General features: G+C 53.5%; 21 protein-coding genes and 1 tRNA gene. 5 read left to right on the top strand and 17 right to left on the bottom strand.

The features are described 5' to 3' along the window. Positions 1-35: 35 nt before the first annotated feature. Positions 36-1,436 (bottom strand): glutamyl-tRNA reductase, encoded by a 1,401-nt coding sequence (gene hemA, locus DQG13_RS00425; RefSeq protein WP_113017397.1) that lies wholly within the window; start codon positions 1,434-1,436, stop codon positions 36-38. Positions 1,437-1,708: 272 nt separating this feature from the next. After that, positions 1,709-2,239: an S-adenosylmethionine decarboxylase gene (locus DQG13_RS00420; protein WP_113017396.1), complete on the bottom strand. Its 531-nt coding sequence runs from the start codon at positions 2,237-2,239 to the stop codon at positions 1,709-1,711. A 283-nt stretch (positions 2,240-2,522) separates the two neighbouring features. Between DQG13_RS00420 and DQG13_RS00415 the strand changes: the two genes are divergently transcribed. Further along, positions 2,523-3,479: an Rpn family recombination-promoting nuclease/putative transposase gene (locus DQG13_RS00415; RefSeq protein WP_258525388.1), complete on the top strand. Its 957-nt coding sequence runs from the start codon at positions 2,523-2,525 to the stop codon at positions 3,477-3,479. A gap of 56 nt (positions 3,480-3,535) precedes the next feature. Here the strand turns inward: DQG13_RS00415 and yihA are convergent, their stop codons facing one another. The 3 genes from yihA to lonB form a co-directional block, all read right to left on the bottom strand. Then, on the bottom strand, positions 3,536-4,162 hold the full coding sequence (gene yihA, locus DQG13_RS00410; protein ID WP_113017394.1) for a ribosome biogenesis GTP-binding protein YihA/YsxC: 627 nt from the start codon (positions 4,160-4,162) through the stop codon (positions 3,536-3,538). A 143-nt stretch (positions 4,163-4,305) separates the two neighbouring features. Continuing rightward, positions 4,306-6,648 carry an endopeptidase La gene (gene lon, locus DQG13_RS00405; RefSeq protein ID WP_113017393.1) on the bottom strand — a complete coding sequence of 781 codons (2,343 nt, stop codon included), beginning with the start codon at positions 6,646-6,648 and terminating at the stop codon, positions 4,306-4,308. Between the two features lie 181 nt (positions 6,649-6,829). Continuing rightward, positions 6,830-8,533 carry an ATP-dependent protease LonB gene (gene lonB / locus DQG13_RS00400; RefSeq protein ID WP_181592483.1) on the bottom strand — a complete coding sequence of 568 codons (1,704 nt, stop codon included), beginning with the start codon at positions 8,531-8,533 and terminating at the stop codon, positions 6,830-6,832. 175 nt (positions 8,534-8,708) lie between these two features. On the opposite strand from lonB, the gene DQG13_RS00395 reads away from it, so the two are divergent. Continuing rightward, a complete protein-coding gene (locus DQG13_RS00395) occupies positions 8,709-9,422 on the top strand; it encodes an N-acetylmuramoyl-L-alanine amidase family protein (RefSeq protein WP_113017391.1) in 714 nt (237 codons plus the stop codon). A gap of 56 nt (positions 9,423-9,478) precedes the next feature. Here DQG13_RS00395 and DQG13_RS00390 read toward each other — a convergent pair whose 3' ends face one another. The 6 genes from DQG13_RS00390 to DQG13_RS00365 form a co-directional block, all read right to left on the bottom strand. Next, positions 9,479-10,291, bottom strand: coding sequence for a divergent polysaccharide deacetylase family protein (locus DQG13_RS00390; RefSeq protein ID WP_258525387.1), 813 nt, complete (start codon positions 10,289-10,291; stop codon positions 9,479-9,481). Positions 10,292-10,445: 154 nt separating this feature from the next. Then, positions 10,446-11,579, bottom strand: coding sequence for a flavodoxin-dependent (E)-4-hydroxy-3-methylbut-2-enyl-diphosphate synthase (gene ispG / locus DQG13_RS00385; protein ID WP_113017389.1), 1,134 nt, complete (start codon positions 11,577-11,579; stop codon positions 10,446-10,448). 305 nt (positions 11,580-11,884) lie between these two features. Further along, positions 11,885-13,162: an ATP-dependent protease ATP-binding subunit ClpX gene (clpX, locus tag DQG13_RS00380; protein ID WP_113017388.1), complete on the bottom strand. Its 1,278-nt coding sequence runs from the start codon at positions 13,160-13,162 to the stop codon at positions 11,885-11,887. Positions 13,163-13,215: 53 nt separating this feature from the next. After that, positions 13,216-13,815: an ATP-dependent Clp endopeptidase proteolytic subunit ClpP gene (gene clpP / locus DQG13_RS00375; protein ID WP_113017387.1), complete on the bottom strand. Its 600-nt coding sequence runs from the start codon at positions 13,813-13,815 to the stop codon at positions 13,216-13,218. 171 nt (positions 13,816-13,986) lie between these two features. Further along, a complete protein-coding gene (gene tig, locus DQG13_RS00370) occupies positions 13,987-15,288 on the bottom strand; it encodes a trigger factor (RefSeq protein WP_113017386.1) in 1,302 nt (433 codons plus the stop codon). Between the two features lie 120 nt (positions 15,289-15,408). Then, the gene (locus DQG13_RS00365; RefSeq protein ID WP_113017385.1) at positions 15,409-16,320 is read right to left on the bottom strand and encodes a hypothetical protein; all 912 of its coding nucleotides are present in this window, start codon (positions 16,318-16,320) and stop codon (positions 15,409-15,411) included. A 212-nt stretch (positions 16,321-16,532) separates the two neighbouring features. Here DQG13_RS00365 and DQG13_RS00360 point away from each other — a divergent pair. After that, positions 16,533-16,603: transfer RNA gene (locus DQG13_RS00360), tRNA-Gly, on the top strand. A gap of 112 nt (positions 16,604-16,715) precedes the next feature. Next, positions 16,716-16,904, top strand: coding sequence for a DUF6199 family natural product biosynthesis protein (locus DQG13_RS00355; RefSeq protein WP_113017384.1), 189 nt, complete (start codon positions 16,716-16,718; stop codon positions 16,902-16,904). Positions 16,905-16,924: 20 nt separating this feature from the next. Here DQG13_RS00355 and DQG13_RS00350 read toward each other — a convergent pair whose 3' ends face one another. The 5 genes from DQG13_RS00350 to DQG13_RS00330 form a co-directional block, all read right to left on the bottom strand. Then, complete coding sequence (locus tag DQG13_RS00350; protein WP_181592482.1) at positions 16,925-17,551, bottom strand: response regulator transcription factor; 627 nt, start codon at positions 17,549-17,551, stop codon at positions 16,925-16,927. Positions 17,552-17,730: 179 nt separating this feature from the next. Next, positions 17,731-18,090, bottom strand: coding sequence for a LytTR family DNA-binding domain-containing protein (locus DQG13_RS00345; protein ID WP_113017382.1), 360 nt, complete (start codon positions 18,088-18,090; stop codon positions 17,731-17,733). A gap of 134 nt (positions 18,091-18,224) precedes the next feature. Then, positions 18,225-18,713 (bottom strand): accessory gene regulator B family protein, encoded by a 489-nt coding sequence (locus DQG13_RS00340; protein WP_113017381.1) that lies wholly within the window; start codon positions 18,711-18,713, stop codon positions 18,225-18,227. Beyond that, on the bottom strand, positions 18,710-19,366 hold the full coding sequence (locus DQG13_RS00335) for a hypothetical protein (protein ID WP_113017380.1): 657 nt from the start codon (positions 19,364-19,366) through the stop codon (positions 18,710-18,712). Before DQG13_RS00335 ends, DQG13_RS00340 begins: the two co-directional genes overlap by 4 nt. A gap of 141 nt (positions 19,367-19,507) precedes the next feature. After that, complete coding sequence (locus DQG13_RS00330; protein ID WP_113017379.1) at positions 19,508-21,094, bottom strand: glycoside hydrolase family 28 protein; 1,587 nt, start codon at positions 21,092-21,094, stop codon at positions 19,508-19,510. Positions 21,095-21,370: 276 nt separating this feature from the next. Between DQG13_RS00330 and DQG13_RS00325 the strand changes: the two genes are divergently transcribed. Next, entirely contained in the window at positions 21,371-21,721 is a 351-nt protein-coding gene (locus tag DQG13_RS00325) for a toprim domain-containing protein (RefSeq protein ID WP_113017378.1), read from the top strand. On the opposite strand, the gene DQG13_RS00320 is transcribed toward DQG13_RS00325, so the two are convergent. Next, positions 21,718-22,641 carry an AEC family transporter gene (locus DQG13_RS00320; protein WP_113017377.1) on the bottom strand — a complete coding sequence of 308 codons (924 nt, stop codon included), beginning with the start codon at positions 22,639-22,641 and terminating at the stop codon, positions 21,718-21,720. The two genes, DQG13_RS00325 and DQG13_RS00320, sit on opposite strands and share 4 nt — an antisense overlap. Between the last annotated feature and the right edge of the window lie 68 nt (positions 22,642-22,709).

Below are 22,709 nucleotides of genomic sequence, written 5' to 3'. Positions count from 1 at the left end.
GAAGGCCCCCTAATGGCAAAAGAAGCGGGTCCGCCTCACGAACCCGCCATTGCCTCCGCACTGTTCCGTACCAGAAGGGCCGGCACTCCCAATTCCTGACCGTTCTTCGAGAGTGTCCGTCCGGCGGGATTAACTAGAGACGCCTCGTCCTCCTGCAGCTCCGCCAATATTCCCTCCAGAGCGAACAGCTCGGTAAACATGCCCAAAGCCTCTTCTCCGTAGCGGCCTCCCGCCATTTCCTTAACCCTAAGAATCGGTTCGCGCATCATCTGGTTGACGATGCTTTTGGCCAGCTTGCGGATCACCTTCTGCTCCCGTTCGTCCAGATCGGGAAGCTTCTTCATCATGCTCTCCATGGTTTCCTCATAAATCCGGTTGGATTTCTCCTGCAGGGCCCGGATTACGGGAGTGACCTTCAGTGTCTTCATCCACTGTTCAAAATCAGCAGCCTCCCGCTCGATTTCCGCCGAAAGCTTGTCCGCTTCCCGCCGCCGCACCTCCAGGTTGGACTCCACCAGGGACTCCAGGTCGTCGATATCGTAGAGATGCACATCGGGCAAATCCCCGATAGCCGGGTCCAGGTTGCGGGGGACGGCAATGTCCACCATAAACAACGGACGGTTGGCTTCGCGGTGTTGCAGCGTCTTTCGGACCTGCTCCTGGTCCAGCACGTACTCTTGCGAGCCGGAGGAGCTGATCACAATATCCGCCGACCGCAGCAGCTCCGCCAGCTGCCCATACGGATGGGCGGTTCCCTGAAACCGGGAAGCCAGCTGCATGGCATTCTGGAGGGTGCGGTTCACCACCATCAGACCGTTGACCCCCGCCGCCTGGAGATGCTTGGCAGTCAGCTCGCTCATTTTGCCGGCGCCGATAATGAGGGCGTTCTTGTTCTCCAGCCCGTTCAAAATCCGCTTGCCCAGCTCTACAGCCGCGTAGCTGACGGAAACGGGGTTTTCCCCGATGGAGGTTTCCGCATGGGCCCGTTTGGCAAAGGTCACGGCCTGTTTAAACAGGGTATTGAACAGGGTTCCCGTAGCCGCCTCCTTCTGGGAGAGAAGGAAAGCCTCCTTCACCTGCCCAAGAATTTGCGTTTCCCCGATAATCATGGAGTCCAATCCCGATGCCACCCGGAACAGATGCTCCACGGCCAGGTTGTCCTCATATACATAGAGATAGGGCTCAAACTCGCTCCGCGGAACCTGAAACCACTGCTCCAGGAAGCTCCGGATAAAAAGCCCCGATTTATATTTGCGGTCCACAGCCGCGTACACTTCGGTGCGGTTGCAGGTGCCCACAATGACACATTCCAGCACGCTTCTGGTACCTTTAAGAACCTCCAGCGCATCGGGAAGCCGGTCGGGCGCAAAGGTGAATTTCTCCCGGATTTCAACAGGAGCCGTTCTATGATTAAGTCCCACCGTCACAATGTGCACATGTACACCCGCCTTCTGTTTGTCATGGGTTTTTGGGATAGCCTGAAAACGGTATAATGCAAGCTTGGCGCTTTGTTCAAATTATATCACACTTATTAGAATGATTCTTATATAACTGTGTCCAAATCTTGAACAGGCTTATCGTCACTCTTGGTGTCATGTCCTATGGGGGCTCCCCCAAAAGTACTCGGAATTGACTTCAGAGCTTATCGTCACTTTTGGGGGATGTCTTTAGTTTGCCCATTCCAACTTTGGAATCATCCGCCCAATTGTTATTTTAATTTCTTTTTGACCATTTCTGCAAGTTCTGCATCGGTTTTCTTCAGTTCCCCGCTTGCGCCTCCCGAAATGCCTGCTCCGTCATTCATCAGCTTGCCGTATGCTGCGGTGATCTTGGCGCAAAGAGGCGCCGCTTGACGCAACAGCTCCGCCTCCTCCTTGGCAAGAGCCCTGCCGCCTCCTACCTGGACGCGGGTGATCCATTGCAGAAGCGTCTCCAATCCCTCCAGCTTCGCCGGTATCTGTCCGTCAGCAGCCGCACTTAGCCGCGTATGAGCGTATGCCGCAGAATAAACGGCCCGCTTCCATTCCTCCAGCTCCGTCGTCGCCGCAGGAACCTGTTGTTGGGAAACCGCATTGCCCATCATTTCCATTTGAAACAGAGTCACCTGATAAAGCAGCGCCACTGCCTGCTCTTGTCCCTTCTTGGCGGAACGCCAATCGGCCAGCTGCCACAAGGGCATAGCCGCAAACAGGATAAATAACAGCACGGCAAGCCAGAACCCGGACCACCTTCTTCTCATCCGGCTCCCTCCTTTCGATTTCCGATAGCCTGTATTTATTCTATGGCCGGAAACCGGGACCAAGCACAGCGAGCAGGGGGGACGCTCCAAAATATTGACCATTTGTTTGGAAGGGATAGACAGCCGCCCGGCAACATGATAAAATTTTACATACGATCAAGCGCGAAGCACGCGCCGGCTCCCTTCCGGGGATAACCGGCGCTTTTTTGCGTCCGTGTGCGGGTTGTCGCGTTTTCAGATGAGACGGTTTTATTTTCATTATGGTATACTGGAGGTATTACTATTGCCGGATTTAAAGCAAACCGAAACTCTTCACCACTCTCATGACACCTCGTACCGCTTTCTATTTTCAAGCAAAAAATTATTCGTCGAACTGCTCCGTTCTTTCGTGCAGCTGGGGTGGGTTGACGAGATTCGGGAAGCCGATTTGGAGCCGGTTCCCTGCTCCTTCATTCTTCAGGACTTCCGCAAGAAGGAAGCGGATTTGGTGTACCAGGCCAAGCTCCGCGGTCAGGAGGTTCTGGTTTACATCTTAACCGAGTTTCAATCCCGCGTGGATTACCTGATGCCTTACCGGCTGTTGCTTTACCAGGTTGAGGTATGGCGCTATTGGCTGGAACAGCAGCCCAAGGCCGCTGCGCGCAGCAAAAGCTTCCGCCTCCCGCCCATTATCCCCATCGTGCTGTATAACGGCAAACGCTCCTGGACAGCCAGCCGCCGATTCCGCCAGGTGATTGCCCGGGAGAATCTCTTTGGCTCCCATTTAATCGACTTTGAATATATACTGCTGGATGTAGTCCGGTATAAGGAACAGGATCTTTTGGAATTGGCCAATACCATCGGTTCAGTGTTTATGCTGGAGCAGGCGAAGGACCGGACGGATCTGCAAAACCGTTTGTCCCAGCTCATGGGTGTAATCAAGCAGCTGCCCGAAGATAACCGGGAGCGGCTTTTCACATGGATGGACGGTATTCTTGCCAAACGAATGCCCGGCAGCCGCAAGTCCATTGCCAATTTTATTTTTGAGAATAAAGGAGGAACCGCCATGAGCCTGGAGCAAACTTTGGACAGCATGTTTCGGAAAGCGAGGAAGGAAGCCCGGATGGAAGGGAAAACGGAAGGAAAAGCGGAAGTTACCCGAAAACTGCTGGAAATGGGATTGGACCCGGAGGCCATCGCCGCGGCAACCGGCTTTACTCCCGAGGAAGTGAAGAAGCTGGGGAAGCCCCCCTTGTCATAACATCAGCAAGACAAAAAGAGAGCAGGAAAGCGCCAACGCTCCCTGCTCTTCCTCATTTACGGTGCCTTTGGCGCCCCATCCGCTTCCTGCTCCACAGGCAGCTCAGCTGCGCGGGAGATAATCTCCCACAGCTGCTCCCGGCCCAGGCCGGTTTCCGACGAGAACACCACAAAGGAGTCCCGCGGATCGAAGCCCAGCCCGTCTTTGATGATCTTGGCATGCTTCTGCCAATGGCCCTTGGAGATTTTATCCGCCTTGGTGCCGACTACACATACGTTTAAGCCGATATGCTTGGACCACTCGTACATGGCAATGTCGCCGGCGGTAGGGGGATGACGCAAATCAATGAGGTGGATCAGGAGCTTCAGCTCCTCCCGACCGGTCAGATATCCCTCAATAAATTTGCCCCATTCCTCCCGCCTGGTTTTGGAAACCTTGGCATAGCCATAACCGGGCAAATCCACAAAATACAATAGGTTATTAATCCGGTAATAGTTCAGCGTCTGAGTTTTTCCCGGCTGGGAGCTGGTTCTGGCCAGATTCTTCCGGTTAATCATGCGGTTAATCAGCGAGCTTTTGCCCACATTGGAGCGCCCTGCCAGAGCAATCTCCGGCAGAGCGTCAAGAGGATATTGCGCGGGACTGACCGCGCTGATAATAAATTCTGCATTTACATTCTTCAAGGGGTTCCTACCTCCACACATGCTGTTTTCGGGGGCTCCCCCAAAAGTATTCGGATTTTACTTCAGAGCTTCTCGTCACTTTTGGGGGATGATTGGACGGGGGCTACCCCAAAAGTACTCGGATTTCGCTTCAGAGCCTCTCGTCACTTCTGGGGGATAAGCTGTACAAGAGCATGCTCCAGCACTTCATCCATATGCCCCACAGGAATGAAGGTCATGGCTTCCCGGATGCTCTCCGGAATTTCCTCCAGATCCTTTTCATTGTCTTTGGGCATCAGCACCGTCCGGATACCGGCCCGGTGGGCTGCCAGGGACTTCTCCTTCAGCCCGCCGATGGGCAGCACCCGGCCGCGGAGAGTGATTTCTCCGGTCATCGCCACATGACGGCTGACGGGCACATTGGTTAAAGCGGAGATCAGGGCGGTAGCCATAGTGATGCCTGCCGAAGGGCCGTCCTTGGGGATGGCGCCCTCCGGGATATGGATATGAATGTCATTTTTCTCATGGAAATCAGCGGGAATATGCAGCTCATTCACCCTGGACCGGGTATAGCTGAAGGCGGCTTGCGCGGATTCCTTCATCACATCGCCCAGCTTGCCTGTCAGCGTCAGCTTGCCCGTACCGGGCATGACGGTCACTTCGATCACCAAAGTGTCGCCTCCAACCTCTGTCCAGGCCAAGCCGGTGACCGCTCCCACCTGATCCTGTTCCTCAGCCATGCCGTAGCGGAACTTGGCAGGACCCAGGTATTCCTTCAGGAGCTCTTCGGTTACCAGCAGCTTTTTCTCCGGGTCCTTCACAATTTCCTTGGCGGCTTTGCGGCAAAGGCTGGCCACCTGCTGCTCCAGATTCCGCACCCCCGCCTCCCGGGTATATTCCCGGATCAGCTGGAGAAGCGTCCCTTCGCCAACCTGGAGCTGCTCCTCTTCCAGACCGTGCTCCCGCTTCTGCTTCGGCAGCAGATAGCGCTCGGCGATCTTCAGCTTCTCGATTTCCGTGTAGCCGGGAATATACAGCATTTCCATCCGGTCCAAGAGCGGCCGGGGAATATTGTGAGCGGCATTGGCTGTGGTAATAAACATCACCTTGGACAGGTCAAAAGGCAGCTCAATAAAATGGTCGCTGAAGGTATTGTTCTGCTCCGGGTCCAACACCTCCAAGAGCGCCGCCGCGGGATCGCCCCGGAAGTCCATGGCCATCTTGTCGATTTCATCCAGCAGCACTACCGGATTCATGGTGCCCGCCGTTTTCATGCCCTGGATGATCCGTCCCGGCATGGCTCCCACATAGGTTCTGCGGTGGCCGCGGATTTCCGCCTCATCCCGCACGCCGCCCAGGGACAAGCGGATGAACTGCCGGCCGAGGGACCGGGCCATGGAACGGGCGATAGAGGTTTTGCCTACCCCTGGAGGGCCGACCAGACAGAGAATGGGGCCTTTAAGCCGCTTAACCAGCTTCTGCACCGCCAAGTATTCCAGCACCCGCTCCTTGGGCTTCTCCAAGCCGTAATGATCCTCATTCAGAATTTCTTCGGCCCGGACAATATCCAGATCATCTTCGGTCAGCTTGCCCCAGGGAAGGCCCAAGAGCCAATCGATATAGTTGCGGATAACGCCGCCCTCGGCAGAAGACGCTGGCATTTTCTCCAGGCGGTCGATTTCCTTCTCCACCTTCTCCCGGACCTTCTCGGGCAGCTCCCTGCCCTCCAGTTGGCTCCGCAGCTCCTCTACTTCTCCAGCGCGGCCCTCCTTCTCGCCCAGCTCCTTCTGGATGGCCTTCATCTGCTCCCGGAGGTAATATTCCTTCTGGGTCTTCTCCATCTGCTTCTTGACCCGCTGATTGATCTTGCGCTCCAACTCCAGAACCTCGCGCTCATTGTTCAGAAAGTCCAGCAGCTTCTCCAGCCGCTCCCGGACATCCAGAGTCTCCAGAATCTCCTGCTTATCCTTGATTTTAAGAGACAGATGACTGCAAATGACATCCGCCAGCCGACCGGGCTCATCAATATCCGAAACGGCGGCCAGGGTCTCCGGCGTCACCTTCTTCGAGAGATTGATGTAGTGCTCAAACTGGCCCAGCACGGAGCGCATCAACGCATCAATTTCAGGATCGTCGGCGGGTTTCTCATGCCATTCCCGGACCGCCACCTCATAAAACTCCTCATTGGCCACAAACTCCATAATCTCCGCCCGGTTGACCCCTTCCACCAGCACCCGGATGGTGCCGTTGGGCAGCTTCAGCATCTGGCGGACACGGGAAACGGTGCCCACGCGGTATATATCTTCTTTCGTCGGCTCTTCAATATTCATCTCGGACTGGGAGCACAAGAGAATCAGACTGTCCTCCACCATCGCCTTTTCCAGCGCTTTGACGGACTTCTCCCGGCCCACATCCAGATGCAGCACCATGCTGGGATAAACAAGCAGGCCGCGCAAAGGCAAAAGGGGAATCCTGCGGAACTTCCCTTTATTCACATTCGGCACCATTGCATGACACCTCCATTTGGTCAGAACAACAAAACTCGTGACCCCATTGTATCAAATGCGCTTTTAAAACACCAATTCCGCAGTTATGCCTGAAGCTCCTCCCCAAAAATGAAAAACCGGACCCGCCGCAGAAGGTCTGCGGACCGCAGTCCGGTTCTGTCTCATTGATGGGTGAAACCGCCTATTCCTTCGGACCCGCGTGGAAAAATGGCGCAGGAGCAGCCGTCAGCACATCCGCCGTCAGCACAGAGGGGGCAGGGGCCGGCTCCTGGAAGCGAATCCCCAGCGATTCCTGCAGCACCTCCTGGATGGTGTCCACCGCCACCACACGAAGTCCCTGTAGAGTGTTGAAGGTATCCTGGTAGTTTTCCTTGGGCACCAGCACCTTCACAGCCCCTGCCTGGAAGGCCGCCTCTACCTTGGCCACTACACCGCCTACCGGCTTGACACGGCCGTGAATGCTGACTTCGCCGGTCATGGCCAGGCGGTTGTCCACAGGAATCTGCGTCAGCGCAGAGGTGATAGCCGTTGCCATGGAAACCCCTGCCGACGGGCCGTCAATGGGAATGCCGCCGGGAAAATTAATGTGAAGATCATAGTCGTAAGGCCGGAAGCCCAAGCTGCGCAAGAGGGTCAGCACATTCTCCACGGAGCCTCTGGCCATGCTCTTGCGGCGCAGGGTCCGGGAGCCGCCGCCAATGTCCTCTTCATCCACTACACCGGTAATGGTGAAGGAGCCTTTGCCTGCAGCGGCGGGAATGGCGGTCACTTCAATTTCCAACAGGGTACCCAGGTTGGGGCCATATACCGCCAAGCCGTTGACAAACCCCACCTTGGGCTCCGCCGGCACCTTGCGCTCCGGACGGGGCGGGATCTGGCTGCTGTTCACCACCCATTCCACATCGGCAGGCGTTATCTCGTTGCGGTTGTCCGTCATGGCCAACCCCGCAGCCAATTGAATCACATTTACCGCTTCGCGGCCGTTGGTGGCGTATTTCTTAATCACTTCCACAGCCTGGGGATTCTCGGGATAACCGATCTTCTTCAATGCGCCGGAGGCAATCTGGCCAATCTCATCGGGCAGAAGGGGCCGGAAGAAAATCTCCATACACCGGGAGCGGATGGCCGGCGGGATTTCCTGGGGCGTTCTTGTGGTTGCCCCCACCAGACGAAAATCCGCAGGCAGGCCGTTTTGGAAAATATCATGGATATATCCCGGTATGCCGTTATCCTCCGAATTGTAATAGGCGGATTCCAGGAAGACCTTCCGGTCCTCCAGCACCTTCAGCAGCTTGTTCATTTGGGTGGGGTGAAGCTCGCCGATTTCATCAATAAACAGAATGCCTCCATGGGCCTTGGTGACGGCTCCCGGCTTGGGCTGGGGAATGCCTGCCACCCCCATGGCCCCTGCTCCCTGGTAAATGGGATCATGGACGGAGCCGATCAGCGGGTCGGCGATCCCCCGTTCGTCAAAACGGGCGGTAGTGGCGTCAATTTCCGTAAACTTGGCATCATTGCGGAACGGGGAGGCTTGATTCTTCTTGGCCTCCTCCAGCACCACCCGGGCTGCCGCCGTTTTCCCTACACCGGGAGGCCCGTAAATAATCACATGCTGGGGATTGGGGCCGCACAGCGCCGCCTTTAGCGCCTTCAGCCCTTCCTTTTGTCCAACAATATCCGATAACGACGAAGGCCGTGTCTTTTCCGAAAGCGGCTTGGTCAGGGAGATGGAGCGCAGCTTCCTGAGCTTATCCAGCTCCTTTTTGGATTCCTTGTCCACCGCCGACCGGTTGCTCTGCTGGCTGCGCAGCAGATTCCAGAAGTACAATCCGATCACCACGGCAAAAAACAGTTGAACAAACATCAACACCAGGCTTAATGTCATTTCCATCCCTCCGATGACTATTGCATATACATGGTAGTATTCCCCTCATTTCCCCCCTTAACCGCATCGGACGAAGGAAATCGTTCAAAAATGTATGAAGCCCGCAGGGGTGCGGGAGACTATTCGGGAATCTGTTGACCAACCGGCGGAGAATCTCTTTCAAGGAGGAAACGATATGCGAGTCATATGGGCGGGAGTCCTTGCGACGGGGCTTCTGGCCAGTCCCGGAGCTTCGTCGGCGGCACCGCCGGAGCTCGCTTCCCCAGGCGCCCGCATTGTCATCGATGTGGGGCATGGAGGAGTGGATAGCGGAACCACCTACGGCACCATCCTGGAAAAAGACATCAATCTGGCGGTGGGCCTGAAGCTGTATTCGCTGCTGCAAAGCCGCCATGTGGCCGCCAGCATCAACCGGACCACGGATTACGCCCTAAGCGACGACAATCCGGGAAAAAACGGAGGCCGGCACCGCCGCGACCTGGCCCAGAGAGTGGAAATCGCCAATAAGCTGAAGCCGGCTTTTATGCTGAGCCTCCATGTGAACTGGACTGCCAATGCTGCACGCAGCGGACCGCTGGTTATTTACCGCAAGAACCAGGAGCAGGGCAAACGGCTGGCGATGAAGCTGCAGCAGGAGTTGAACCGGCTATATGGCACCAACACCGAACCGGTGGCCAGCAAAAGCTACTATGTGCTTACTCATGGCCGCATCCCCTCCGTCATTGTGGAAATGGGCTTTCTCTCCAACAAAAAAGACCGGCAGCTCCTGGTTACTCCCCAGTTCCAGCAAAAGCTGGCCGATGCTATTGCCAAGGCCTGCACGGATGCCCTCAAGGAGGATTTCGCCAGCTATGCCGGAAATAAAAGCAAAACAATCCCCCAAAAGTGACAAAAAGAACCGGTCCGTGAAATAAACGGCCGGTTCTTTTTTTCGGAGACGGTCGGTTAGGGCTGTTCCAGCTTTACCAAATCCCGCACCAGGACAAATTCCGCCTTGCCGTCCAGCTGGGGAATAATCTTCCGCAAGGCAAAGGCGGTTTTTTTACCCGGGGGCCCAACATGTCCGATGGCAATCAAGGTTTCCTGCTTGTCCAGCTTCTTCTTGAACAGCTCCGCTTGCTTCATAATATGCTCCATGGTGTATTGATCATCAAAAAACAATCCGTTGGCCGCTGTTGGCACCCCCAGCTCGGCAGCCAGCTCGCCGATGACGCTTTTACCCGTGGTGCGGCTGTCCAGGAAATACAGCTGGCGTTCCTTGCATACCTGCAGGATAATCCGCATGATCCGCTTGTCCGCCGTCACTTTGGAGCCCATATGATTGTTCATGCCTACCGCATGGGGCACCTCGTCTACCGCCGCCTCCACCCGTTTGCGGATTTCCTCATCCGACAGGTCAGCGGTTATCGCCCCAGGGCCCAGCCAGCTTTTTTTACCCTTCACCGGCTCCATGGGCATATGGATGATCACATCCTTGCCCCGGGCATGGGCCAGCTCCGCGTCCTCCCTGCTGGTTGGCAAAAAAGGCATCACGGCAACGGTAAACGGAATGGGCAAATCCAGCATCTCCTGGGTGCCCTGCATCTGATTGCCGAAATCATCAATGACAATGGCCGCCTTCTTGACAACCGGCTTGGTTTCAGGCTCATCACCCTCCGCTTGCGCCGACGATAATCCTGCTCCAGTGCCTGCTGCAAGCATCGCCATCCAAAGAACCAATGCCGCAGCCAGCATTCTGCCCCACCGAACTCTACACATCACTGCCATCCTTCCCTTCTGCTTTAACCGTTCCTAGTTGTTATGTGCCTCCCGGAAAGGGGTTATTCACCTGGACGGGAAAAAGACATCTGCGCCGCGCTGCCCAGTAGGCAGGGGGAAGATGTCTTTAGGCCTGTTCATTCGGGGGATTGTTTTACACCGTTGTCTGCAAACCCGACTGTCCGGCGGCATGCTGCTTGCGGCCGGGAATCTCTCCAGTGCGCTCATATTCCGCTACAATAAGGTCGATTTCCTTTTTCAGCTCGTTCACCAGCTCCGCCTCCGGCACTTTCCGGATCATCACGCCGTAACGGAACAGCAGTCCTTCGCCGCGGGCGCCGGCAATGCCGATATCGGCCTCCTTGGCTTCCCCGGGGCCATTTACTGCACAGCCCAGAACAGAGACCTTAATGGGCACCTTCAGCTTGGACAGGTACTCCTCCACCTCATTGGCCACCTTGAACAGGTCGATATCCAGACGTCCGCAGGTAGGGCAGGAAATAAGAGTGGGCGCATCGGCAATCAACCCAAACACCTTCAGCAGCTCCCGGGCAACCTTAATTTCTTCCACCGGATCGGCGCTCAAGGAAATCCGCACTGTATTGCCAATGCCCATGGAAAGCAGCGCGCCGATGCCTGCGGAGCTTTTGATGGTGCCGGAATACAGGGTGCCGGATTCCGTAATACCAAGGTGGAGAGGGTAAGAGAAGGCCGCGGCAGCCTTCCGGTAGGCTTCAATGGCCATGGGCACATCCGAGGCCTTCAGGGAGACGATAATATCCCGGAAATCCAGCTCCTCCAGAATGCCGATATGATAAAGGGCGCTTTCCACCATAGCGTCTGCCGTGGGATAGCCGTATTTATCCAGAAGATGGCGCTCCAGGGAACCCGCATTCACACCGATACGGATGGGAATGCCCCGTTCCTTGCAGGCTTTGACCACGGCCTCTACCTTTTCCCGTTTGCCGATATTCCCGGGGTTGATGCGGATCTTGTCCACCCCGTTTTCGATGGCCAACAGCGCAAGCCGGTAGTCAAAATGGATATCGGCCACCAACGGGATATGTATCCTTTTTTTGATGGCGGCGATAGCCTCCGCGGCTTCCTTATTGTTGACGGTAACCCGGACAATCTGACAGCCCGCCTCCTCCAGCCGGAGAATCTCGGCTACAGTTGCTTCCACATCCGCCGTTTTGGTGGTGCACATGCTTTGCACCACTACCTCATCGTTGCCGCCAATGGTCACATTGCCTACACGAACCGGAACCGTTTGAGTGCGATGAAACATGTGGAATCCTCCTCTGAAATAACATGGCCTGCTGCGCAGCCGGATAAGTTATGATGCCTTTGCTTCAATGAAAAAGCCTCCGCCCCCGGGCGCTCTGCACCTTGTCCGGGAGACGGAAGCTTATGCCAAAACCGCGTATCCCTTAGGGCGCGTCTGAAAACCCGCTTGAAGGCAGCTTTCACCGCCTTTTCGCCCCATGCTTCGTTACTTCCGCTTGACGTACCCCCGGTACGCCTTCGCAAAAGTGCCTTGCCTGGAACGAAAAATCAGCAAAATCTGCTCCCCTCGGAGTTATCAGTCACGCCCTACGCGCTCTCTTCCTTCTTTTTGGAGGACTTCTTGTCGTTATTGTCCTTATCCTTGGTGACCAGCTCCGGCACGATCTTCTGCTGGACCACTTCCTTGGTCACGGTGCAGCTGGCCACATCCGTGCGGGACGGAACCTCGAACATCACATCCAGCATGATGCCCTCGATAATGGAGCGCAAGCCGCGGGCGCCGGTGTTGCGTTTAATGGCTTCCTTGGCAATGGCGTCCAGAGCGTCGGCCTCAAAGTTCAACGCTACATTATCCATCTCCAGCATCTTCTGGTATTGCTTCACCAAAGCATTCTTTGGCTCGGTCAAAATCCGCACCAAAGCGGCTTCATCCAGCGGCTCCAGCGTGGAAATAACCGGCAGACGGCCTACAAACTCGGGGATCAGACCGAATTTCAGGAGATCCTCCGGGAGTACCATGGACAGGTATTCGCCCGGCTTCAGGTCCACCTTGTGCCCGTCGCTTCCGAAACCGATCACCTTCTTGCCGATCCGGCGTTTGATAATGGCTTCCAGCCCGTCAAAGGCCCCGCCGACAATAAACAGAATATTGGTGGTATCGATCTGGATGAACTCCTGATGCGGATGCTTGCGGCCGCCTTGGGGGGGAACGGAGGCAACCGTGCCTTCCAGAATCTTCAGCAAAGCCTGCTGCACGCCTTCTCCGGATACGTCCCGGGTAATGGACGGATTTTCGGATTTGCGGGCCACCTTGTCGATTTCGTCAATGTAGATAATGCCGCGTTCGGCTTTTTCCACATCATAGTCTGCCGCCTGGATCAGCTTCAGCAGAATGTTCTCCACATCCTCGCCTACGTACCCCGCTTCCGTAAGGGAAGTGGCGTCGGCAATGGCGAAGGGGACGTTCAGGATTTTGGCCAGCGTTTGCGCCAGCAGGGTTTTGCCGCTGCCTGTGGGGCCGAGCATCAGAATATTGCTCTTCTGCAGCTCCACATCCTCCAGCTTGTTCTGCGAGTTGATCCGCTTGTAGTGATTGTAGACAGCCACAGACATGGATTTCTTCGCCTGCTCCTGGCCAATGACGTACTGGTCCAGAATGGCGCGGATATCCTTGGGCTTGGGAACATCCTTCAGATCCAGTTCTTCCTCATGGCCCAGCTCTTCCTCCACAATCTCGGTGCACAGCTCAATACATTCATCGCATATATAGACGCCCGGACCGGCTACCAGCTTGCGTACCTGATCCTGGGACTTGCCGCAGAAGGAGCACTTCAACTGACCCTTTTCATCATTAAACTTAAACATTCCATTCCTCCTCCTTTACGGTTCGAGAGAGATTGACAGGCTTAGTGACCCGGCTAGACGCCAACTTTCAGATCGGTCCGGGTAATCACGTCGTCGATAAGCCCGTATGCCTTAGCTTCTTCGGCGCTCATGAAATTATCCCTGTCCGTATCCTTTTCAATTTTTTCGTAGGGCTGGCCGGTATGCTTCACGTAAATGTTATTCAGATTCTTCTTGGTGCGCAAAATCCAGTCGGCATGAATTTTCATGTCGGAGGCTTGCCCGCGGATGCCGCCCAGGGGTTGGTGGATCATCACTTCGCTGTTGGGCAGTGCAAACCGTTTGCCCTTGGCTCCGCCGGTGAGCAATAGCGACCCCATACTGGCCGCCATGCCGAGGCAAATAGTGGAAACGTCATTCTTAATAAACTGCATGGTATCATATATTCCCATTCCGGCCGTCACGGAACCGCCGGGGGAATTGATATACATAAAAATATCCTTATCGGGGTCTTGGGCATTCAAAAACAAAAGCTGAGCAATCACGGTGTTGGCCACGTCATCGTCGATCTCGCTGCCGAGGAAAATAATCCGGTCCTTCAACAGACGCGAGTAAATATCGTAGGATCTTTCGCCACGGGCTTCCTGCTCCACTACCATAGGTATCATCGTCATCTCGGCCACCCCTTTTACATAAACATAGCCTTATTTTGAATCATTGTATCATGTTTGCAAAGCAATGTCATTTTTTCGGATCGAAACCAATGCAAAACCGGCAACCCTTTTCAAGGAAGTGAAGCAAAAAGGCACGTATGGAAACGTGCCTTGCTTCTGCTTCGTTTAAGTTTACGCTACAGTTGCTTCAGTCTTGCTATTGTCGACCAAATATTGTACCGTTTTGCGGGTAACCAGATCGCTCTTCAGAGATTCCAGGCTGCCGTTGGCAGTCAGGATGGCACGCAGCTCGTCCACTTCGCGCTGATATTGCTTGGCCAGGTTGGACAGCTCCTCTTCCAGCTCTTCATCAGATGCTTCGATGCCCTCCGCTTTGGCAATAGCCTCCAGAACCAGAGATTGAAGCACACGCTTCTCGGCGTCGCCCTTCATTTGGTCCTTCAGGTCGGCTTCGTTCTGACCGGAGAACTGGAAGTACATCTCCAAGGTCATGCCTTGCATTTTCAGACGGTTTTCGAAGTCGCTGAGCATACGTTCTACTTCGTCTCTGATCATGGCTTCCGGAATTTCCACTTCGGCAGCGGCGGCAGCCTTCTCTACAACGGCATTTTCCTTCTCGCGCTTGCCGTTTTGCTCCTTGCGCTCGGCAATGCGCTTGGCGATATCCTGCTTGTACTCGTCCAGGGTATCAAATTCGCTGACATCCTTGGCAAACTCATCATCCAATGCAGGAAGATTCTTGCGTTTGATGTCATGCAGCTTGATTTTGAATACAACCGGCTTGCCCTTCAGCTCCTCGGAGTGGTAGTTCTCCGGGAAAGTTACGTCGATATCCTTCTCTTCGCCCTTGGCCAGTCCCACCAGCTGCTCTTCGAAGCCGGGGATGAAGCTGCCGGAGCCAATCTCCAAGGAATACTTCTCGGCTTTGCCGCCGTCAAACGGCACGCCATCCAGGAAACCCTCGAAGTCGATCACAACGGTATCGCCGTTCTCAACTGCGCCTTCTTCCACAACCACGAGCTCAGCATGGCGCTGTTGGAGCTGCTTCAGTTCGTTCTCAATGTCCTCTTCGGTTACTTCCAGCGATTGGGCAGGAATTTCGATGCCCTTGTATTCGCCCAGCTGAACCTCCGGCTTTACGGTCACTTTGGCAGTGAACTTCAGCTCTTGACCTTTGCCCACTTGCTCAATGTCGATCTCGGGACGGTCAACAGGAATAATGCCGGCTTCGGCAACAGCCTCCATGTACGCTTCCGGGAGAAGAATATCAAGAGCATCCTGATACAGGCTCTCTACGCCAAAACGCTTCTCGAACATGCCGCGCGGCACTTTGCCTTTACGGAAGCCAGGAACGGAAACCTTGGCCACCACTTTCTTAAATGCTTTATCCAAAGCTGCGTCAACGCGGTCGGCCGCAACTTCGACAGTAAGAACCCCCAGGTTCTTCTCTATTTTTTCCCAATTCGCTGTCATGATATGCTTTTCCCCTCCAACAAAATTCCCTCTTGGCAAATTTCCCTAACAATATAACCATTTTATTATATCATAAAACCCTCTGATTTCAAGGATTAGACGGCGGCTGCTTGCCAAATGCTAGGTTATGGAGGGAAAAACCGCCTTTGCAAAGTCCCGAAAAACTCGCAGCGCCCTGTTCCATCTGGCCTCTAATGCTTCCGTAATCCCGTATACTTCCTTAATTTCTTCCATGGGCGCACTGCCCTGAGCCGTCAGCAACAGCATATAATGGAAGGCCGCCGCCCACGCGTCGCGGGCTGCCGCTTTTTCCTCCAATATCTCTATGTATACCGGTGTCCCGAAGACATAAGCGACAAATTCCGACCACGTTTCCTGGGCAAAAGCCTCCAACGGAAAACCGCCGTTCATGTCGGAACGGATCACCCTTTGGAAAATCTCCTTCAGCGCACGGGGATAATCCTCACTGCTTGCGGGCACATCCGAGATGTCCACCGTATACCCTTTTCCGCCCCGTTTGATTTTAATGGAGCCGCTTTCTCCCCTGGTTTTGAGAAGCTGAAGCGTCCGGAACTGGAGAATCGGCGGCAAGGGCTGGCTCTCCAGCCACTTGCGCAGCACATCCCGGAGCCGGGGATGCTGCAGATAACGAAGCTGCTCCAATGCCAATACCTGCTTGTCCCAGGACCCCGGCCGTTCAAATGCCGCCAGCAGCTTTTCCACATACTCGGGTTCGCGCTCCGCCTTTTCCTTCATATGTATATAAAACAATTCATCCTCCGTCAGCTCCTGCGTCTGGCTCTCTGCCAATGGCGGCTCATGCAACTCCGGAATCATCGTCTGCATCCACTCCAGGAGCGACTGCCATTCGTCCCGGGCCTTCAGGTCTGAAGTGTCGCAGCTTAGGAGGAACTGCAGCATCTCCATGGTTTCCCGGTACCGCTCAAATTCCAGCAGCCGGGTCAGTTCCTGCTGGTAATAGCCTATGGTTTGCGGAAGTAAATAGATTTTTTCTTGATTGTCGGCAGCCATAGGCAACCCTCCTGAAAAAGCGTTTCTTCCATAAGCAGCAACTCTCATTGATTTTACCCTTCTGGAGAGTCATTATAACAATCTTTTCCGCAAACTGGTAGGCGAAGCGCATGTCAACAACACACCGACCGAAAATTATCCCTATTTTTCAAATGAAACCGTTGCACTTCTCCCCCTTAGTATGCTATTATAACAACTGTTCCCCATTTCATGCGGGTGTAGTTCAATGGTAGAACGCCAGCTTCCCAAGCTTGAGGCGAGGGTTCGATTCCCTTCACCCGCTTACAAAAAAAGCCTTGCGCAGCAAGGCTTTTTTTCTTTCCCCTTATGCCCATATTTTGAAACAAGATCTAAACGCTCCCCGTATATAGAGTGAAAGAAAGGAGAGGATTCATTTGATTTTGTTCTATTTTCTGTTCGTAGCCCTATGCGTGCTGAATATCATTAATCCCAGAATCGGCTGGTATATGAGATATGGCTGGGCCGTGAAGGGCAACTCAGAGCCCAGCGAAGGTTATTTGATCATGTCCCGGGTGAGCGCTGTTATTGTATTGGTTCTTTTTTTCATTTTTATTATCCGTTAGCACCGAGCCGCAGGCAGGCATCACCTGGCATAATATTTGCTTTTCAGGAAAAGCTCCAATGCTTGGGTTCTCCCCTTGACGCCCATTTTTTCGTACATTTTGCGAATCCAGTTGTCTACGGACCGTTTGCTCATGTGGATCTGCCCGGCAATTTGCTCGATGGTATTGCCATCCAGAATATATCTCATAAGCGCCACTTCTTTGTCGCTCAGCTCCAAATCAACCGCTTCCTCCTGTCCGCATAAGCCCATCTGCCAATCAACCGTACGGGGAATCACAGCAAAGCCGTCAAGCACGCTGGATACGGCATGAACAATGGTATGCTGCGAATTTTCCTTGGACAGGATTCCGTCCACCTTGGCCATAAGCAGTTGGGGAACCACAGAGCTGACATCAATGGAGCTGAAAATCACCACTTTTATCGACGGCCAGCACTTGGATATCCGCTCAGCCACATCTTTTCCCGTCATATCGGGAAGCTTGTAATCCGTTAAGAGCAGATCGGGTTGTGATGCAGCGATGATCTCCAGACCCTGTTCTCCGTTTCGGGCCAAAGCAGCCACCTTCACATCCAATTCCTGCTCCAGCAGCTCTTTTGTGGCGTACGCCATAAGCGGGTGATCATCAATTATCACGACGCTATGCATCACAAGCTCTCCTTTCTTTGCACTATCATGCAATGCCATGCAACTTTTTTGCATTCTTTCGCAATAACTATATCATAATTTTTGGAACCCACGATATAGCAGAATTCCATATGGAATTCTGTTATTGACAATTTTATCAATATATGATAAACACCACCCAAAATGTGCGCCAGGCCATTTCAGGTGGTGTTTTCAATTGCATGTTTAACCTTCGCATAACCGGCACGGGAACAAACAACCTTTTTGTCGGAGCCGGCAAAGCAAAACAGCTGGCTGTACCCATCCTTTTCGAAGTGGCTGAAATGATGGAGGTTGACCATTACACCGCTGTCTACGCGCATAAAACCAAACTGGGCAAACAGAATTTCCAGTGATTCCAAAGAACCCGTAATCTTCGAAACATACTCGTCCAGAGCGGTTTGCATAATAATTTTGGGGACCTTTTTCTGGTACGCCAAGGATATATACAGCACCTGGTTCAAAGAAATAACGGCGTCCATATGTGTCAGAGTTGTACAGGGAATTTTGAGATCAAGCATGGGCCACTATTTCTTTCCTGTCTTTGGGGGAATTAATTTTTCGCCGAGAGGATATTTCTCCGAAACCGTAAAAACTGCCGCAAACACACCAAGTACTGCAGATGCGCATCGAGCAACGGCCCTCTTCATTGATCTCACCCCCTTCGCGAAATTAATGTCAGGGTTTGCGCGGCAAATCCCAGAAAAACCGGAGGATAGAGCAGAATCATGTTGACTGTCATCAGCATTCCGAACAGAATTTTGACCGGAATGGATGCGCTGGAGCGGAAAAATAACAGTAGAATGCAAATCGGAGTGAGTACCGTCATCCCCAGGGGGGTTACGGGAATGATGGAAACCAGGCACACAAAGCATGATGTCACGATGACGCATAAGGTCATGGACTTCAGGTGGAAGCCCTTCAGCATAATCCTGCAGAGGGCGAATACGGCTAGCATAACAGCAGTGGACAATAGATTATCCGCAAGATAAGCGATCAGCAGAATAAGGCCGGTGGTCAAAAGATTATTAAACAATAAACTAAGAGTGGGGCTCATCCTTTCCAGCTCATCGGTCTCTTCGGGGTTGGCGCGTTTAATCCAGCCGGCAATTTGGGCCGCGGCATAATCAATCGGGTCCGTCATATGGCATCCTGCTTTCGGGCGATGTACATCAGAATCAGCAACGCACAAAGCTCAAGCACCATAATGGCATTGATTCCGAAGGTTCCATAATTGATGGCTACATGCACGGTGACAAAGATGCAGACAACAGCCAGTGAGCTGATGATCAGGTTGATTTTCTCCTTGGGGGTAAATCTCCTTTTGCCGTCATGGGGCGGCACAGCTACAAAGGAAAAGCCCAGATTGAACTTGCCCAACAGAAAGCTTGCCAGCACAGCCGCCAGCTGGACCGAAATCTGCATGAAATATATCCCGGCAGACGTAGGAGTGGAAAGATCCAGCGGGATATTCAAAAGACCGAACAGATTGTATGTAAGATAAGCAATCTCGGAGTACAGGAATGACCCGATGACAGATAGCGTAAGCCCATAATAGAAGTTCACCTTCAAAAGCGCCTTCATCATAACCAGAATGATCAAGTTCTGCAGAATCAAATCCACCTCGGGGACTTCAAACACAATTCTTGCCAAATACGATTCCGCGGAGCAAAGAAATGCAATGATCAGGGTTTCCCTGGCATATTGCCGCAGGGGCCATCTGAATACCTTGAAAATCAAGGTTATCACCAGAAAAATATCGACCGTACCCAAAAGCAGATAAATAAAAGCGTTCATAATGTTGTCGTCACCCTATGATGTTGTTTTGTAACGGGAATTGTTCGACATATATACCGAAAACTCCTGCTTATTTTGCAAAGTAAGCCAAAAAAGCTCCGGTTGTCCCCTCCCGGGAGACACCGGAGCTGTAAAGCTGGATTACTTCATCTGAACCTTGCCTTCGGCGCCGTTCAGTTCTTCAATCTTCCTGTGGGAATCGCAGGTTGCGAGGGAGTCCACCACGATGTTCTCCGTGCGGTTTCCGGAGGCCACCAGGAAACGGTCATCCGCTTCCGAACCGCAGCCGCTCATCCGGGTAATCCGGACATCGCTGCATTGGTGAAGCTTCACCATCGGCCCTTCCTTCACTTGAATATCCACATCGGTCAAAGCCAAATGGGCTGCATTGGCGCACTCAACACCCCTGTCCGCAATCGCCTTATAGCGGGTCAAGGTCAGCCCTTCCATCGGCATTTCCACCAGACCCTTGATCAAAAAGGCAATCTCGGCGCCGGTGCAGACAATGTCCTCCATATGAAGATTGCGGAACACCGGCGTCTCTTCCGTCACCGGATGCTTGTCCTCGGACAGGGTGCCGGAGCCTTCTTTGCCTTCATAGAACATGGAGAAGGAAATGGCTTCGCCGTCGATATTGATCATCCGGATGTTTTTCATCAGGATGTCCTCCACCACACCGCCGCGGCCGCGGGCCGTCTTGAAGCGGATGCCGATGTCGGTCCCCATAAAGGTGCAGTCGGAAACCTCCACGCAGCGGACGCCGCCGGACATTTCGCTGCCCACTACAAAGCCGCCGTGGCCATGGTAAACAATACAGTTGCGGATGATGATATATTCACTGGGAATGCCTCTGTCCCGGCCTTCCTTGTCCTTGCCGGATTTCATGCAAATGGCGTCGTCCCCTACGTCAAAGGTGCAGTTCTCCACCAAGGCATACCGGCAGGATTCCAGATCCAGGCCATCGCCGTTTTGGCCGTACCATGGATTGCGGATGGTCAGATTGCGCAGGGTCACATGCTCCGAAGCCCAGGGATGCACGTTCCAGGCCGGCGAGTTTTGGAAGGTAGGCCCATCCAGCAATAGGCGCTTGCAGCGGCGCAGGCTAAGCAAATTCGGACGCAGATAGTCTCTGGCCGGTTCGAATGCCTTGGGGTCCTTCACCCCTTCACTGATCAGACGGTCCACCAGCTTGGCTCCGTTCATGCCTTGCTCTGTCGGCCACCAGTTGTCTCCGTCCACTACACCGGTTTTGATCAGCTTGTTCCATTGAAGCTCGGTAAGCTTCCACTTCTTTACATAACGCCATGCATCGCCGTTGCCGTCAAAAACGCCGGAGCCGGTGATGGCCACATCCTCCAGCTCTTCTCCATCCAGCGGAGACAAGCAGCGCACTGTTTCCCATCCTTCAAAAGTGGACAGAACCAGCGGATAATCGTCAAAATTTCTGCTGAACAAAACCGTTGCTCCCGCCTGGGCGTGAAGCTCCAGCCGGCTGGCCAACTGAATGGGGCCGGTCAGCCACAGGCCGGCGGGAATAATCACCTTGCCGCCGCCGGCCTCGGTGCAAGCCGCAATGGCTTTACGGAAGGCCTCGGTGTTGTCTGTCACTCCATCTCCAACCGCACCAAAATCGGTAATGGTAAAGCTGGCGGACGGTATATTCGGAAGCTCAATTTCCGGCATGGTCCAGTTTCGTGCAGTATTCGTTTCTTTGGTTGTGTTCGTCATTTCCTTCACCTCGCCAATATCTTATCATAAATTTATAAATTTTCATTGATTCATCTTGACTAATTCGTTAAGTTTTATACTTTCTTGACTTAAGCCTTGCTAGAAGCACAATCTTTCCCCCTGTTTTTTGCGCTCTGCTATAGCATGTCCACCCCGTTAACGGCCAAGTCCGGTTTTCCGCGAAAAACAGCCAATTCGGTGGTCAGATGTCCCCGTACCCGGGTATACTGAAAAGACTTAAGCGTTTGATGCTTACAACGAACAGGAGATACAGCCATGGCCCCCGTTATTATTGTGGAAGGCAAAAATGACAAAAGCCGTCTCAGACGGCTTCTGAAAGAGGATGTGCTGATTCTGTGCACCTTCGGAACCCCCAGCACCCAAAAGCTGGCCGAGCTGTGCAAACGCGCCGCGGACCGCGATGTCTACATCTTTGCGGACAACGACAGCTCCGGCAAAAAAATCCGCTGGCTGGTCAATGAGGAATTCCCCGACGCAGTGCAAATTTATACCCGGCGGGGATATGCCGGCGTAGAGGGTACTCCGGACGAATATCTGATTCAACAGCTGGAAAAGGCGGGGTTGGAGGAGTATATCCTGTACCCGCCGCCTGCCGACCCGCTTTAAGGGATGAAGCGGAGGCAATAGATCACAATCGTCACCGTGACAATGCTGAACATAGTGGAAGCAAAAACCGCTTGCCCGGCAAATTCAGGCTCGTTGTCGAATTCCACGGAAAGCAGAACACTGGACAAGGAAGTGGGCACCGCGCAGGATAACACCAGAGCCTGAGCCAGCAGCCCCTCCAGTCCCATGGCCATCACAATACCGAAGCCGATCAGCGGGCCGGCTACAAGCCGCAGGGCATTGGAAATCAGCACATCCCGCAGCTGGTCGATTCTCCATTGCATCTGGCCCAGCTGAACACCCAGGGTCAGCAGGGACAAGGCCACATAGCCGTTGGAAATATAGGTAATCGGTTCATAAACCGGCTTGGGCACGGGAATTCGCAAGCCGTTCATAAGAAGAGCCACTGGAATGACATAGATGGCGGGCATCCCCAAGATGGTCTTCAGGATTTCCTTTTTGTTGCTTTTGTGGGCATTCACCGCGTAAATGCCGTATGTGTGCGGCAGAATGCTCTGGAATACCATGACAATCAATTGCACCGACATGGTAAAAGGATTGCCCGCGAATACCAGCTGATTCAAGGGAATGGCATAATTGGCGCTGTTATAAAAAAGCACGCTGTTGCGCATGGCGCTTCTCATCCCGCCGTTCATCCCCCTAAGCCGGGCAACACCGTCCACAATGGCGTAGAGCACAAGGAGAAAAAAGACAATAAACCCGACAATCTGAAGAAGAATGCCTGCGGACAAGCGGGATTCATACAGCATCTTAAACAGCATTACGGGCGTGAAGAGATAGAAGATCAGCTTGGAAAAAGTGCGGATATCCAGTTGAAACTTGCGTTCCATCACCGCGCCAAGACCGATCATGATGCACAAGGGAATAACGTTATGCGATAAAATATGCCAAAGAAACATGCGTGACAACCTTTCTGCCTTCTTGATGAGTTGTTGTTGATTCCTAATAAAAATACACCAAGCGGCAT

Origin of the sequence: Paenibacillus sp. YN15, from assembly GCF_003285005.1 — a bacterium.
Lineage (GTDB): Bacteria > Bacillota > Bacilli > Paenibacillales > NBRC-103111 > Paenibacillus_AR.
Note: the sequence above shows the minus strand (reverse complement) of the source record. Positions and strands in the feature narration are given on the sequence as shown.

Excerpts from the sequence above, each read along its gene's own strand:
- DQG13_RS00420 (WP_113017396.1), bottom strand. The coding sequence starts at position 2,239 with ATGAGAAGAAGGTGGTCCGGGTTCTGGCTTGCCGTGCTGTTATTTATC.
- lon (WP_113017393.1), bottom strand. The coding sequence starts at position 6,648 with ATGGTGCCGAATGTGAATAAAGGGAAGTTCCGCAGGATTCCCCTTTTG.
- lonB (WP_181592483.1), bottom strand. The coding sequence starts at position 8,533 with ATGACATTAAGCCTGGTGTTGATGTTTGTTCAACTGTTTTTTGCCGTG.
- DQG13_RS00395 (WP_113017391.1), top strand. The coding sequence starts at position 8,709 with ATGCGAGTCATATGGGCGGGAGTCCTTGCGACGGGGCTTCTGGCCAGT.
- DQG13_RS00390 (WP_258525387.1), bottom strand. The coding sequence starts at position 10,291 with ATGTGTAGAGTTCGGTGGGGCAGAATGCTGGCTGCGGCATTGGTTCTT.
- ispG (WP_113017389.1), bottom strand. The coding sequence starts at position 11,579 with ATGTTTCATCGCACTCAAACGGTTCCGGTTCGTGTAGGCAATGTGACC.
- clpX (WP_113017388.1), bottom strand. The coding sequence starts at position 13,162 with ATGTTTAAGTTTAATGATGAAAAGGGTCAGTTGAAGTGCTCCTTCTGC.
- clpP (WP_113017387.1), bottom strand. The coding sequence starts at position 13,815 with ATGACGATGATACCTATGGTAGTGGAGCAGGAAGCCCGTGGCGAAAGA.
- tig (WP_113017386.1), bottom strand. The coding sequence starts at position 15,288 with ATGACAGCGAATTGGGAAAAAATAGAGAAGAACCTGGGGGTTCTTACT.
- DQG13_RS00365 (WP_113017385.1), bottom strand. The coding sequence starts at position 16,320 with ATGGCTGCCGACAATCAAGAAAAAATCTATTTACTTCCGCAAACCATA.
- DQG13_RS00350 (WP_181592482.1), bottom strand. The coding sequence starts at position 17,551 with ATGCATAGCGTCGTGATAATTGATGATCACCCGCTTATGGCGTACGCC.
- DQG13_RS00345 (WP_113017382.1), bottom strand. The coding sequence starts at position 18,090 with ATGCTTGATCTCAAAATTCCCTGTACAACTCTGACACATATGGACGCC.
- DQG13_RS00340 (WP_113017381.1), bottom strand. The coding sequence starts at position 18,713 with ATGACGGACCCGATTGATTATGCCGCGGCCCAAATTGCCGGCTGGATT.
- DQG13_RS00335 (WP_113017380.1), bottom strand. The coding sequence starts at position 19,366 with ATGAACGCTTTTATTTATCTGCTTTTGGGTACGGTCGATATTTTTCTG.
- DQG13_RS00330 (WP_113017379.1), bottom strand. The coding sequence starts at position 21,094 with ATGACGAACACAACCAAAGAAACGAATACTGCACGAAACTGGACCATG.
- DQG13_RS00325 (WP_113017378.1), top strand. The coding sequence starts at position 21,371 with ATGGCCCCCGTTATTATTGTGGAAGGCAAAAATGACAAAAGCCGTCTC.
- DQG13_RS00320 (WP_113017377.1), bottom strand. The coding sequence starts at position 22,641 with ATGTTTCTTTGGCATATTTTATCGCATAACGTTATTCCCTTGTGCATC.